Origin of the sequence: Burkholderia cepacia ATCC 25416, assembly GCF_001411495.1 — a bacterium.
Taxonomy (GTDB): domain Bacteria; phylum Pseudomonadota; class Gammaproteobacteria; order Burkholderiales; family Burkholderiaceae; genus Burkholderia; species Burkholderia cepacia.
Genome location: NZ_CP012982.1, coordinates 3,120,046 through 3,133,200 on the forward strand (window position 1 = coordinate 3,120,046; position 13,155 = coordinate 3,133,200).

The 13,155-nt window shown below is 67.1% G+C and carries 16 protein-coding genes; 12 read left to right on the plus strand and 4 right to left on the minus strand.

All coding sequences use genetic code 11. The features are described 5' to 3' along the window. Both APZ15_RS31165 and APZ15_RS31170 read right to left on the minus strand, forming a co-directional pair. Entirely contained in the window at positions 1–1,566 is a 1,566-nt protein-coding gene (locus tag APZ15_RS31165) for a DUF1302 domain-containing protein (protein WP_027791709.1), read from the minus strand. A gap of 153 nt (positions 1,567–1,719) precedes the next feature. Next, positions 1,720–2,499, minus strand: a complete 780-nt coding sequence (locus tag APZ15_RS31170) for an SDR family oxidoreductase (protein WP_027791708.1) — start codon at positions 2,497–2,499, stop codon at positions 1,720–1,722. 139 nt (positions 2,500–2,638) lie between these two features. On the opposite strand from APZ15_RS31170, the gene APZ15_RS31175 reads away from it, so the two are divergent. The 11 genes from APZ15_RS31175 (at position 2,639) to APZ15_RS42760 (ending at position 11,400) form a co-directional block, all read left to right on the plus strand. Beyond that, on the plus strand, positions 2,639–3,475 hold the full coding sequence (locus APZ15_RS31175; protein WP_027791707.1) for an alpha/beta fold hydrolase: 837 nt from the start codon (positions 2,639–2,641) through the stop codon (positions 3,473–3,475). Positions 3,476–3,541: 66 nt separating this feature from the next. Beyond that, positions 3,542–4,330, plus strand: coding sequence for an SDR family NAD(P)-dependent oxidoreductase (locus tag APZ15_RS31180; protein ID WP_027791706.1), 789 nt, complete (start codon positions 3,542–3,544; stop codon positions 4,328–4,330). A gap of 32 nt (positions 4,331–4,362) precedes the next feature. Next, positions 4,363–5,112, plus strand: a complete 750-nt coding sequence (locus APZ15_RS31185; protein WP_027791705.1) for an electron transfer flavoprotein subunit beta/FixA family protein — start codon at positions 4,363–4,365, stop codon at positions 5,110–5,112. A 16-nt stretch (positions 5,113–5,128) separates the two neighbouring features. Then, on the plus strand, positions 5,129–6,073 hold the full coding sequence (locus tag APZ15_RS31190; protein WP_027791704.1) for an electron transfer flavoprotein subunit alpha/FixB family protein: 945 nt from the start codon (positions 5,129–5,131) through the stop codon (positions 6,071–6,073). Between the two features lie 2 nt (positions 6,074–6,075). Next, a complete protein-coding gene (locus APZ15_RS31195) occupies positions 6,076–6,603 on the plus strand; it encodes an acyltransferase (RefSeq protein ID WP_027791703.1) in 528 nt (175 codons plus the stop codon). 94 nt (positions 6,604–6,697) lie between these two features. Further along, entirely contained in the window at positions 6,698–6,946 is a 249-nt protein-coding gene (locus APZ15_RS31200) for a hypothetical protein (RefSeq protein WP_027791702.1), read from the plus strand. A gap of 479 nt (positions 6,947–7,425) precedes the next feature. Then, a complete protein-coding gene (locus APZ15_RS31205) occupies positions 7,426–7,725 on the plus strand; it encodes a hypothetical protein (RefSeq protein WP_021164379.1) in 300 nt (99 codons plus the stop codon). Positions 7,726–7,905: 180 nt separating this feature from the next. Further along, complete coding sequence (locus tag APZ15_RS31210; RefSeq protein WP_027791701.1) at positions 7,906–8,550, plus strand: DUF1326 domain-containing protein; 645 nt, start codon at positions 7,906–7,908, stop codon at positions 8,548–8,550. Further along, positions 8,547–9,338, plus strand: a complete 792-nt coding sequence (locus APZ15_RS31215) for a DUF2182 domain-containing protein (protein WP_027791700.1) — start codon at positions 8,547–8,549, stop codon at positions 9,336–9,338. The genes APZ15_RS31210 and APZ15_RS31215 overlap by 4 nt, the downstream gene beginning before the upstream one ends. Positions 9,339–9,404: 66 nt before the next feature. Beyond that, positions 9,405–9,752: a copper-binding protein gene (locus tag APZ15_RS31220; RefSeq protein WP_027791699.1), complete on the plus strand. Its 348-nt coding sequence runs from the start codon at positions 9,405–9,407 to the stop codon at positions 9,750–9,752. 280 nt (positions 9,753–10,032) lie between these two features. Beyond that, positions 10,033–11,400: a collagen-like triple helix repeat-containing protein gene (locus APZ15_RS42760; RefSeq protein ID WP_034196054.1), complete on the plus strand. Its 1,368-nt coding sequence runs from the start codon at positions 10,033–10,035 to the stop codon at positions 11,398–11,400. Positions 11,401–11,521: 121 nt separating this feature from the next. On the opposite strand, the gene APZ15_RS31230 is transcribed toward APZ15_RS42760, so the two are convergent. Continuing rightward, positions 11,522–11,983 (minus strand): Lrp/AsnC family transcriptional regulator, encoded by a 462-nt coding sequence (locus APZ15_RS31230; protein WP_027791696.1) that lies wholly within the window; start codon positions 11,981–11,983, stop codon positions 11,522–11,524. A 116-nt stretch (positions 11,984–12,099) separates the two neighbouring features. On the opposite strand from APZ15_RS31230, the gene APZ15_RS31235 reads away from it, so the two are divergent. Further along, positions 12,100–12,732 (plus strand): LysE family translocator, encoded by a 633-nt coding sequence (locus APZ15_RS31235; protein WP_027791695.1) that lies wholly within the window; start codon positions 12,100–12,102, stop codon positions 12,730–12,732. Here the strand turns inward: APZ15_RS31235 and APZ15_RS31240 are convergent. Further along, a complete protein-coding gene (locus tag APZ15_RS31240; protein WP_027791694.1) occupies positions 12,729–13,154 on the minus strand; it encodes a DUF6331 family protein in 426 nt (141 codons plus the stop codon). The two genes, APZ15_RS31235 and APZ15_RS31240, sit on opposite strands and share 4 nt — an antisense overlap. Position 13,155: the final 1 nt, after the last annotated feature.

Consider the following 13,155-nt stretch of genomic DNA (forward strand, 5'->3'; position numbering starts at 1 on the left):
TCAGAAGTGGTAGGTCGCCGTGGCCAGCACGTAGTCGCGATCCGCGAGCGGGCGCGTGACCGGGTTCGGCGAGCCGAGGAACTTCGCATAGACGAGCGACAGCTGCAGGTTGCTCAGGCGCGTGAACGTCACGCCGGCCGTCACGCGGTGGTCGCCCTGGCCCGTCAGCGAGCCGAGCGCGCCGGCGAGCGGCGACGTGCCCGTCAGGTCGTGCGTGTAGGTCAGCGGGACGTCGAGATCCCAGCCGTTGAACACGTTCTTGTAGCTGAGCGTCCACGCGATCTCCATCGCGAGCGCGTTGCGCGAGTTGGCGAGCGTGGTCGACCCGTCGAGCTCGGAGATGCTGCCCGCATGCACGTACGTCAGTTCGCCGATCAGCGACTGCGAATTCGCGAGGAAGCTCGGCCCGATCGAGTAGATGCCGGACAGGTTGGTCTGCAGCACGTTCGCGCGGGTCGACTGCGGGCCCGTCGCGGTATTGACGAGCACCGCCGCGCCCTGGCGGTACGACACTTCGCCCGCGACGTTCACCGGGCCGACCTGCGTCGAGAAGCTCGCGCCGGTCAGCTTGATGTTGCTGAAGTAGGTCTGCTGGTACTGGAGCGTCGGGAAGTACGTGGTGACGACACTCGGGTTCATGTCGTTGTAGTGCAGGTGGTACAGGCCCAGCTCGGTGTCGCCGAGCACGCGAAAGCGCGCGCCGATCCCCCACTGGTTACGTGCGCTCGGCTTGTCGTCGGGGCCGCGCGGAATGATCATCCCGCCCGGGCCGATGATGAACTGCGCGCCCGGGCCCGTTACGTCGGAGTAGCTCCAGTACGTGCCGGGCGCGGTCAGCCGGTTCTGCTGGTACGAGAACTGGTAGTAGCCGAGCAGGCTGAAGTTCGGCGTGATCTGCCACTGCGTCGAGATCTGCGGCACCGGCAGCAGGATGTCCTTCACCTCGGCGCCGGCCATGTACGACTTGGTCGCGTCGGACGGCCCCTGTGCACCCGCGATGTTCGGGAAGAACAGGCTTTCGCCCCACGCGACCACTTGATCGCCGACCTTCACGTTCAGGCTCGTCGAACCGATGTGGAACGTGTTGTATGCATACGCGGCGAGCAGCGTCGTGTGGCCGCCCGACCAGTAGCGCGCGTCGCTCGTGAAATTGTTGTACTGGCCCGACTGGTTCACGGTGCCCGGCGCGTCGTTGTAGTTCGGGCGGCGATAGGCCTGGTCGTAGAACGTGTCGGCACGCACGAACACACCCCAGTCGTCGTGCTTCAGGTTCACTTCGCCGAGCAGGCTGACCTGGTTCTCGATCAGCTTGTTCTTCGCGAAGTTGCGGTCGCCGTCGTCGCCGTTGATGTTCGCCGGCGTGAGGAGATTGCCGCTCGGTGCGCGGGTGCGCATGCCGAGGCCGTAACTGAGCGTGAACGTGTAGTCCAGCGTCGTGTCGGCGCCCAGCTCGATCGTGCTGCCGGCGTGCGCGCCGGGAACGGCGCACGTCAGCAGCGCGGCGGCCAGCGTCGACAGCGTGGCGGTGGCCCGCTTGTCGGTACGGCGCGAAATCCGTTGTTGCATGGTGTCTCCTCTTGGGGGTATCGACGACGGTCGACTATGTGTTGTCGTGAGAGGCAGAGTAGGGAGATCGCGGTAGCAGGGAATCGTCAAAATGAACTAGATGACTTCCCTAGGACTGGCAACGATCGCGCGACGCCGCGTGCGCGACGCGTGTCATCGCGCGTTCGCCTGTGCCGCCGACAGGAACGCAGGCCGTTCGCCGCCGCCGTCGAGCCGCAGGTTCGCGCCCGACGTGTACGACGCGTCGGGCGACGCGAGAAAGAGGCACGCGGAGGCAACGTCGTCGGGTGCCGCGAGGCGGCCGGCGGGAATCGTCGCGCGGATCGCGTCGAGCGCATCGTCGTCGCCGTAGTGGCCTTCGGTGGCCGATTCCGTCTGCACGAGGCTCGGGCTGATCGCGCACACGCGCACCCGCGGCGCCCACTCGACCGCGAGCGACGTGACCGCATTGACGAGGCCCGCTTTCGCGGCGCCGTACGCGGCCGTGCCGGGCGACGGCCGCGATGCGCTGACGCTCGCGATGAACAGCATCACGCCGCCTTCGGGCTGCGGCTGCATGATCGCGTTCACGCGCTGCGCGAGCTGCAGCGGCGCGATCAGGTTCAGCCGCACGATCGATTCGGTGAAGCGCGGCGACGCATCGGCCGCAAGCGCGAACGGCGAGCCGCCCGCGTTGTTGACGAGCACGTCGAGGCCGCCGGCCTCCGCGCGGATCGTCGCGAGCATCGCGTCGACCTGCTCGATGTCGCGCAGGTCGGCCGCGACGAATGCCGCCTTGCGGCCGCCGGCCGCGGGCGGCGTGTCGGGCGCGCTGCGTCCGCAGACGAACACGCGCGCGCCCGCCGCGAGAAACCGTTCGGCGATGCGCCGCCCGATGCCCTTGGTGCCGCCCGTCACGAGCACCGTCTTGCCGCTGTAGTCGAATCCGTTCATCGTCTGCCTCCGTTTCGGTGGGCCGATGATAGGAAGAAGCGCGCGCGGCTTCGTAGTCTGAAAGGATGATGCCGGCCGGCGCCGGCGACGCAATCATCGTGGTCAGGCATCCATCGAACGACGAAGGAGACAACCCGCGATGACGATCCCCACGACGCCGCCGGCCGGCATCTTCACCGACGTGCCGGGCGGCCTGCGCCTGCACCATTACGAGGCGGGCAAAGGCCGGCCCGTGGTGTTCATCCACGGCAGCGGCCCGGGCGCCAGCGGTTTCAGCAACTTCAAGCACAACGTGCCCGCGTTCGCGGCGGCCGGCCATCGCGCGATCGTCGTCGACCTGCCGGGCTACGGGCAGTCGTCGAAGCCGTCCGACGTCGCCTATACGCTCGATTTTTTCGTCGGCGCGCTGCATGCGCAACTGGACGCGCTCGGGATCGGGCCGGCCGTGCTGCTTGGCAATTCGCTCGGCGGCGCGATCGCGCTCAAGTACGCGCTCGATTACCCGGACGAAGTCGACGGGCTGATCATGATGGCGCCGGGCGGCGTCGAGGATCGCGACACTTATTTCCGGATGGAAGGCATCCAGCGGATGGTGAAGCTGTTCACCAATCGCCAGATGAATGACGACACGATGCGCGAGCTGCTCACGCTGCTCGTGCACGATCCGGCGATCGTCACCGACGCGCTCGTGGCCGAGCGGATGAAGGTGTGCGTCGAGCAGCCGACCGAAGTGCTCTCGACGATGAGCGTGCCGAACCTGACCGGTGCGCTCGGCGACCTGCGCTGCCCGGTGCTGGGTTTCTGGGGAACGGACGACCGTTTTAATCCGGTCGGCGGCGCGCTGAAATTCCTCGAACACTGTCGTGACGCGCGCTTCGTGCTGATGAACCGGTGCGGCCACTGGGTGATGGTGGAACACGCCGACTATTTCAATCGGGAATGCCTCGATTTTCTTGCGGCGCGGAATACGCGATAACGCCGGATGCCCGCGAGGGCCTGCCCCGATGCGGGCGGGCCGTCTGATCACATACATGGAGACGACATGAAGCTCATCGAAGACCTGTTCGACCTGCGCGGCAAGGTGGCCGCGATCACCGGCGGCGCGCGCGGCATCGGCGCGGAGACCGCGCGCACGCTGGCCGCGGCCGGTGCGAGCGTCGCGATTCTCGACGTGCTGTCGCAACCGGCGGAAGCGCTCGTCGAGGAGATCCGCGCGCAGGGCGGCCAGGCCGCGTTCTGGTCGCTCGACGTGACGCAGGAGGCCGACGTGGCACGCGTGTTCGGCGAGATCGTCGCGCGCTTCGGGCGCCTCGACGTGCTCGTGAACAACGCGGGCATCGAAGGCCACAACGTGCCGACGCACGAGCTCACGCTCGCGCAGTGGCAGCGCGTGCAGGACGTGAACGTCAACGGCGTGTTCCTGTGCACGCGTGCCGCGATTCCGCATATCGACGCGGCCGGCGGCGGGTCGATCGTGAACCTGTCGTCGATGTACGGGATCGTCGGCGGGCCCGACGTGCCCGCGTATCACGCGTCGAAGGCCGCGGTGCGGATGATGGCGAAGGTCGACGCGATGCTGTACGCGGCGAAGAACATCCGTGCGAACTCGGTGCATCCCGGCTATATCCGTACGCCGATGCTCGAGGAAGCGTTCCGCCAGATGGGGCAGGACCCGGACAACGTGTTCGGTTATCTGCAGACGCACGTGCCGATGGCGAAGATCGGCAGCCCGCGCGACATCGCGGCCGGCATCCTGTATCTCGTGTCGCCGGCCGGCCGTTATGTGACGGGCGCGGAGCTCGTGATCGACGGCGGTTATACCGCGCGCTGACGCGGCGATCGCACCACAAGGGGGACGCGCAGTTGAAAGTGCTCGTGGCAGTGAAACGCGTGGTCGACGCGAACGTGAAGGTCGGCGTGAAATCCGACCGGACGGGCGTCGACATCGCGAACGTGAAGATGTCGATGAACCCGTTCGACGAGATTGCGGTGGAGGAGGCCGTGCGGTTGAAGGAGGCCGGTGTCGTGACCGAAGTGGTCGCGGTGTCGGTCGGCGTCGCGCAGGCGCAGGAAACGCTGCGCACGGCGCTCGCGATCGGCGCGGATCGCGCGATCCTCGTCGAATCGAACGACAGCGTCGAACCGCTGGGCGTCGCGAAGGTGTTGAAGGCGCTGGTCGACAAGGAACAGCCGTCGCTCGTGATCCTCGGCAAGCAGGCGATCGACGACGATTCGAACCAGACCGGGCAGATGCTGGCCGCGCTGGCGGGTTTGCCGCAGGCGACGTTTGCATCGAAGGTGGGGGTGGCCGACGGGCGTGCGACGGTTGCGCGCGAAGTCGACGGCGGCGCGGAAACGCTGTCGCTTCGACTGCCGGCCGTGGTGACCACCGACCTGCGTTTGAACGAACCGCGCTACGTGACCTTGCCGAACATCATGAAGGCGAAGAAGAAGCCGCTCGAGATCGTGCAGCCCGGCGACCTTGGCGTGGATGTGACGCCGCGTTTGAAAGTGCTCAACGTGAACGAGCCGCCGAAGCGCGCAGCCGGCGTGAAGGTGCCGGACGTGCAGACGCTGGTCGCGAAGCTGAAGACCGAAGTCAGGGTGCTGTAACAGGGAACGCAACGAAATGACGATTCTGGTAATTGCGGAACACGACAACGCGTCGATCAGGGCGGCGACACTCAATGCGGTGGCGGCTGCGCGGGTGCTCGGTGCGGCAGGCGGCGGTGACGTGCATGTTCTGGTCGCGGGCCACAACGCGCAAGCGGCGGCCGACGCGGCCGCGAAGATCGCAGGTGTGTCGAAGGTGTTGCTGGCCGATGCGCCGCAACTCGAAGCAGGTCTCGCGGAAAACGTCGAAGCGACCGCGTTGAACATCGCGAAGGACTATTCGCATATCCTCGCGCCGGCGACTGCGTACGGCAAGAACGTCGCGCCGCGTATCGCCGCGAAGCTGGACGTCGCGCAGATCTCCGAGATCACGGCGGTCGTGTCGGTCGACACGTTCGAGCGCCCGATCTACGCGGGCAACGCGATCGCGACGGTGCAGTCGGGCGACCCGGTCAAGGTCATCACGGTGCGCGCGACGGGTTTCGATCCGGTGGCGGCGGAAGGCGGCAGCGCGTCGGTCGAGAAGATCGAGGCAGCGGCAGACGCCGGCAAGTCGCAGTTCGTCAGCCGTGAAGTGACGAAGCTGGACCGTCCGGAACTCACCAGCGCGAAGATCATCGTGTCGGGCGGCCGTGGTCTGGGCAGCGGCGAGAACTACACGAAGGTGCTGGAGCCGCTGGCCGACAAGTTGAGCGCGGCACTCGGCGCATCGCGCGCGGCAGTCGACGCCGGCTACGTGCCGAACGACTACCAGGTCGGCCAGACCGGCAAGATCGTCGCGCCGCAGCTTTACATCGCGGTGGGCATCTCGGGTGCGATCCAGCATCTGGCCGGCATGAAGGATTCGAAGGTGATCGTCGCGATCAACAAGGACCCGGAAGCACCGATCTTCAGCGTGGCCGACTACGGCGTGGTCGGCGACCTGTTCACGCTCGTGCCGGAAGCGGTCGCGGCGCTCTGACGATGCCGCTGTTCGAATTCAACGGGATGCGGCCGCGCGTCGATCCGTCCGCGTACGTCGACCCGAGCGCGGTCGTGATCGGCGACGTGACGATCGGCGCACGCTGCTACATCGGCCCGCATGCGAGCCTGCGCGGCGACTTCGGCGCGATCGTCGTCGAAGACGGCAGCAACGTGCAGGATGGCTGCGTGCTGCACGTCGGGATCGGCGAGACGTGCCGGCTCGGCGTCAATAGTCACATCGGCCACGGTGCGATCGTGCATGGCGCGACGCTCGAACCCGACACGATGATCGGAATGAATGCGGTCGTGATGGACGGCGCGACCATCGGCGCCACGACGATCGTCGCCGCGTGCGCATTCGTGAAGGCCGGCTACGACGTGCCGCGCGGCGTGCTGCTCGCGGGCATGCCGGGGCGCGTCGTGCGTCGGCTGAGCGACGCGGAGATCGACGCGAAGGCGAACGGCACGCGGATTTATCAGCAGCTGGCGGCGGATTGCCTGAGGACGATCAGGCGGATCGACGCGTGAGCGAAGGGCATCCGGGGGCAGGATGCGACGGATTGCCGGGCAGGTTGCCGTTGCCGTAAGATCGGCACTGGCTTTCCACCGGCATTCGCGTCACATGAAAAAGAACGTCCGTTTGCGGCTCACGGTCATCGCGTCGGCTTTTGCTGTCTACAGCGTTTATATGCACATCCAGCAGTTCATCAGCGGCTGCGTGTGGGTCAGGGGCCATCAGCGCTGCAGCTTCGAAAACAGCGCGAATTTCGAAGGCTGGATGGATCTCGACCTGATGATCGCCTGTTGCTGGGTCGCCGCGGCGGTGGTGGGCTGGATTTCCGTCGTGCAGGCCACGAAGAAGCCGGGTTGAAGGCAGGCACTTCCGTCGCGCGAATCCGGTTTCTGTCAATCCGTGACAACGATCATCGGCGCCGCGCCGTCCGCGATCGACACGCATGTGCGGCTGCTCGAGGAGGCGATCGGCGAATCGTCGCTCGAGCGCGCGCCGCGCTGACGCCGGCCGGCAAGATCCTGCGGGCACCCCCTGCGCAAGACGCCGCCGGAATGCCGGCAGGTCGACCCCGTGTTCCGCCCCCATTCGATCGGGACGATGAAGCGCGTTGCCGGCGCAAGCGAAAGCATCGCGATCCTGAGCAAGTTCGATATCACCGCGTAGTACCGTCAGAGATTCCGATTTTCCGGCCGATCCGCGATTCCGCGTTTCGCCGCGACGTGCTTGCGCTCGCGCGCCGCGAGCGGCACGGCCTGCTGCCGGCCGGCGTTGTGCTTTTCCCCTCCGCGCCGGGATAATGATCCGGCGTCGCGCGCGATGCGCGAGGGGAGGCTCCCATGCAATTTCCGACGGGTTCGGTGGTCGCGCTCAGTTCGGCCGCCGCGACGATGTTTTCGATGGGCATGCTGTTTCTCGGCTACTGGGGATTGCACGAGCCGTTGCCCTGGCGGTTCGGCGATTACGTCGTGATCGTGCTCGCGCTCGCTGGTTTCGCGTGCCTCGCCAGCGTGCCGTTCCTCGCGACTTCGCCGATGAAGACCGCCGGCGACGAGTCGCGGATGCTCGTCGCGCGGCGCGTGTTTCTGTGCGGCGCAAGTGCCGTGTGGTGTGCGATCGTCGCGTCGCTGGTCGTGTGACGTGCGAGCGTGACGTCTCGACCCGAGCGGCCGTCCGCGAGCCGGTCGACGCGTCATGCGCGACACCGGAATTCGCGGGTTTTCCCCGTCGTATCGGTCATCCGTTCCCGCTTTGATTTCCCCGATGCCGTGCACTAGATTCGAAGCATTCATGTGTGTTACAGCGCGCGAGGTGAAGCCATGACGCCGTGGGAGATTCAGGGTACCGAAATGATGAGCTGCAATTGCTCATACGGATGCCCTTGCCAGTTCAATGCACCGCCGACCCACGGCGGATGCGAAGCAATGGGTGCGATTTCGATCGACAGCGGCCACTACGGCGACGTGGTGCTCGACGGCGTCAGGATCGCGGTCGTGTTTCAGTGGCCGGGCGCGGTCCACGAAGGCCGGGGCAAGTGCCAGCCGATCGTCGACGAGCGCGCGAGTCCCGCGCAGCGCGAAGCGGTGCTGAAGATCATGACCGGTCAGGATACCGATCCGTTTGCGACGATGTTCGCGGTATTCGCGTCGACGCTCGAGCACGCGTTCGAGCCGATCTTCACGAAGATCGATTTCGACGTCGATGTCGATGCGCGGCACGGCCGGATTCATGTCGACGGCGTGTTCGACGTCGCGGGCGATCCGATCCGCAACCCGGTGACGGGCGCCGAGCATCGCGCGCGGATCGACCTGCCGAACGGTTTCGAGTACGAACTCGCCGAGATCGGTTCGGGCACCGGGCGCTCGCAAGGCAACATCGTGCTGAACCTCGACGGAACCTATGCGCAGTTCGCGCGGCTGCACCTGAACAACCACGGGCTGATCCGGCATCGCGCGGCGGCATGACTCCGTTCGACATCTGGCTCGGGCGCGAGCGCGTCGTCACGCTGCTCGGCATGGCCGCGCTCGTCGGCGTGTGCTGGTTCTACCTGTGGACCGGCGCGGGCACCGGCATGTCGGCGCTGCAGATGACGGCGATTGCGCTCTTTCCGCATCGGCTGGCGGGCGACACGGGCAGCATGGATCCGTCGCTGCCGACCGTGATCGCGATGTGGTGGGTGATGATGATCGCGATGATGACGCCCAGCGCGGCGCCGCTCGTGATGCTGTACCGGCGCGTGCTCAGGCATCGCGGCGCGGACGGCGCGGCGGCCGCGTTGACGTCGATGTCGCTGCTGGCCGGCTATCTGGCCGCGTGGTTCGCGTTCTCGGTCGGCGCGGCGTTGCTCCAGGAATTGCTGCAGCCGGCCGGGCTGATCTCCGCGATGATGCTGTGGTCGAAGAGTGCGGTGCTTTCCGCGGCCGTGCTCGCGCTGGCCGGGCTCTATCAATTCTCGCCGCTGAAACGTGCATGCCTTCGGCAATGCCGCGCGCCGGCCGCTTTTCTGGTTGCGCACTGGCGTCCGGGCATCGCCGGCAGTTTCCTGCTCGGTGCGCGACACGGGATGTATTGTGTCGGGTGCTGCGGGTTGCTGATGGCGCTGCTGTTCGTCGGCGGCGTGATGAACGTCGTGTGGATCGCCGCGCTGTCGGTGTTCGTGTTCGCGGAAAAAATCCTGCCCGGCGGCGAGCGCGCCGGGCGCATGCTGGGCGTCGTGCTGATCGCATGGGCCGGTGCGACGTTGTTCGTTTGAGCCGGGCGTCCGCGTCGCGGCTTCGATGAACAACGGGAATGTCTTCGGAGCCGCGGGGGACGATCGATGAAGACCTGCTTTCACGCGTTCGCCGCGTGGTGCGCGGCGGCCGTCGTTGCGATGCCGGCGTTCGCGGGCAGCGACATGCCTGCGATGAGCATGGGGCGTTCGACGATGTCGGCGCCGGATGCGGCGCTGACCGATGCCGAGGTCAAGGAGATCGATGCCGGGCGTGGGCTGGTCATGTTGAAGCATGGCGCGCTCGACAACGTCGGGATGCCGCCGATGACGATGGCGTTCAAGGTCGGCGATGCGGCGATGCTGACGTCGCTTCATGTCGACGACAAGGTCAGGGTGCGCGTCGAAAGCGTGAACGGCACGCTTACGATTGTGAAGATCGTGAAGCGTCGGTGACGACGCGGGGCATGTGCAATGTGCCGGGACCGGCGGTGTGCGGTCCCGGCCGTTTTTTTGGAGTCGTGCTACGTAACGCCGGATCGGTGTTACGTCGGTGCTGCCGGAACGCACGGCCGGATCGAGCGCCGCGGGTGGCGGCGCGGGCGATGTGCTGCGCGGGAGTGTGGCGTCGGCAGGGGCGCTGCGGTGCGTCGGCGGGATCGTTACAGGAACCGACGGGTATGGCACGGTAGATGCTTGCAGGAAGGATCGCGCTGAATTGCGGACGGGGGCTTCCATGCAAAATCATTTCATCAAGGCGAACGTTGCGCTCGCCGCCATTGCCGCGGCGTGTGCGCTGGCGGCTTGTGGCGGCAGCGATGTCACGGCGCCGAAGCCGGGTGGCAACAACATCGGAACGAGTACGAGCGGGACGGGCGGCACGAGCGGGACCAGTGGCACGAGCGGAACCAGTGGCACGAGTGGGACTAGCGGCACGAGCGGCACGAGTGGGACTAGCGGCACGAGCGGCACGAGTGGGACTAGCGGCACGAGCGGCACGAGTGGGACTAGCGGCACGAGCGGCACGAGTGGGACTAGCGGCACGAGCGGCACGAGTGGGACTAGCGGCACGAGCGGCACGAGCGGAACGAGCGGAACGAGCGGAACCAGCGGAACCAGCGGAACCAGCGGAACGAGCGGAACGAGCGGAACGAGCGGAACGAGCGGGACCAGCGGCACCAGCGGCACCAGCGGCACCAGCGGCACGAACGGAACCGGCGGCACAAGCGGCACCAGCGGAACTCCCGGCACGAACGGCATCATCAGTTCCGTCGGCGTGGTCGTCATGGATGCCGGCGCCACGATCAGCGGCGTGAGCCCGCCCGGAGTCGGCAAGGGCGTGACCACCGGCCTCGGCAACACGGTCACGGGCGTGGGCACGATCATCAGCGACACGTCGAACGCCGTGAGCAACGGCATCGGCCAGACTGGCTTCACGGCGAACCCCGTCGGCACGACGGTCGCCGGGCTCGGCTCCATCGTCGGCTCGGTCGGCAATCCGGTCGCCGGCCTCGGCGACACGGTGAAGGCGCTCGGCACCGGCCCGCTGTCGCCATTGGCGCCGCTCACGACACCGGTCGGCGGCCTGCTCGACACCGTGTCCGGCGGCATCAAGGCGGGCGGCACCATGCTCGGCTCGGCCCTGTCGTCGGGCCCGGTCCAGCAGACGACGCAGGCGATCAGCACGGCGATCACGCCGCTCGTCACGACCGTCGGCCGGGTCACGCAGCAGGTCGGCACGGCGACCGGCCTCGGACAGCCGGTCGCGGGCCTGCTCGGACAGATCGGCGGCGCGATCACGTCGGCGGGATGGAAGGTGACGTCCACGTCGCCCCAGCCGCTGGTCGGCGGCGTCGGCGGGCTCGTTCGCGCGGTCGGCAACACCGTGACCAACGTGGGCGGCCTCGTGAACCCGAGCGGCGCGAACGGCGCGGTGCCGGTGGCGGGCCTGGTGACGAGCGTGGTCGGCGGCATGCCGGCGACCGTTCGCAACGGTTCCGCGACCGGCGCGGACGGCGGCTCGCCGCTGGGTGCGCTTGCCAATCCGCTCGCGCCCATTACGGGGCTGGTGGGCGGCCTGCTTGGCGGCGTGGCCGGCAAGTAGCCGATCGGTGCGGATCGTCACGGCGGTAACCGGCCAGATGAAGATTGGCCTCCGGTTACCGCCGGCCGGGTTTCTTGATGGTCTCCCGCGGAAAGCGGAGCGGGCGGGGCCGCTCGATGCGTCAATCGCGAACGATGTCGCGCGGCGACGGCGGCCGCGCCAATCCGCGTGCGGGCAGCGGTGTCGACATCACGATCGACGTGCGTGTTTCGCCGTACAGGTTGATGCGTTCGATCAGTTGTTCGAGATGGGTCATGCTGATCGCGACGAGTCGCATCACATACGAGTCCGCGCCCGTCACGTGATGGCATTCGACGACTTCGGGAATCGTCTCCAGCAACCGGAGGAATTTCGCTTTCGCCGGTTGCGGCACCGTGATGCCGATCAGCGCGCTGACCGGATAGCCGGCGGCGGCAGGATTGATCCGCGCGGTGTAGCCCTCGACGACGCCGGCCGCTTCGAGGCGCTTCACGCGCTCCGTCACCGCCGGCACCGACAGGTGCACCTGGCGCGCCAGCTCCGTGTAGCTGATGCGGCCGTTGGCCTGCAACAGCGCCAGTACCTTCCAGTCCAGATCGTCCATCGCGGTGGAATTTTTTAAGGTGGAACCGCCATTTTTCCTTAAAAACCGCATTCAGCGATGACCGGACTTTCCCTACGATGCCTGTTCAACGCGTCATATGTCGCAAGGAGCAGGCGATGCTGTTCATCAAGTCCGTCGTAATGGGGCTGTCGATCGCGGTGCCGGTCGGCCCGATCGGCATGCTGTGCATCCAGCGCAGCCTGAGCCGCGGCTTTCAGGCGGGATTCGCGACGGGCGTCGGCGCCGCGTGCGCCGATGCGATCTATGGCCTGCTCGGTGCGCTCGGCATCGCGGGTATCGTCACGGCGTTCCCGATGCTGACCGTCGGGTTGAAAATCGCTGGGGGCGCATTCCTCGTGTGGCTGGCGTGGACCATCGCGCGCCAGGCGCCGGCCGCGTCGACGGCGCAACGCGACCTGCCGCGCACGACCGTCCTGCGCGATTTCCTGACGACGTTCGGTCTGACGCTGTCGAACCCGATGACGATCCTGTCGTTCGTCGGGATCTTCGCGGCGCTCGGCCCGCTGTCGGGGGCGCGGGAAGGCGCGATGTGGCCGGCCGTGGCGCTGATGGTCGCCGGTGTGTTCATCGGCTCCGCAACGTGGTGGCTGTGCCTGAGCGGTACGACCGCCGCGCTGCGCACGCGGATGTCGTTCGGGTTCATGCACGGGCTGTCGCGCGTGTCGGCCGTGGTCGTCGCGGGGTTCGGCGTGGTTCAGGTGGTCGCGGGCGTGCGCGGCGTCGTTTAGGTCGATGCGTCGCGCGCAATGCGCTGCGACCGGATCGCGTCGATAGTCGTCCGGATATGCGCGAGCAACTCGAGTAACACCGCCTTCCTGAAAAACTGGTTCATCCGCGTGCTGACGACGAGATCGGACGGCAACGCGTCGATCGCACGCTGAACCGACAGCAGATCGTCGGCGAGCCGTGCCAGCGCAGCGCGATCGAGCGTGCTCACGGCAACCGCGATCTCGTCCGGCCAGAAACCGAATGCGTCGATGCCGCAGCATGCGGCGACACAGTCCGTCTCCAGTGCATCGATCAACGACATGACCGCGGCCAGACAGGGATCGATCGCGACCGCCTGCGCCTGCCTGCCCGACAGATCGCCGAATTCGATCCAGCGATCCGGGCCGATGCCGATGTCGTCCTTGTGGGGTTTGCCGTTCATC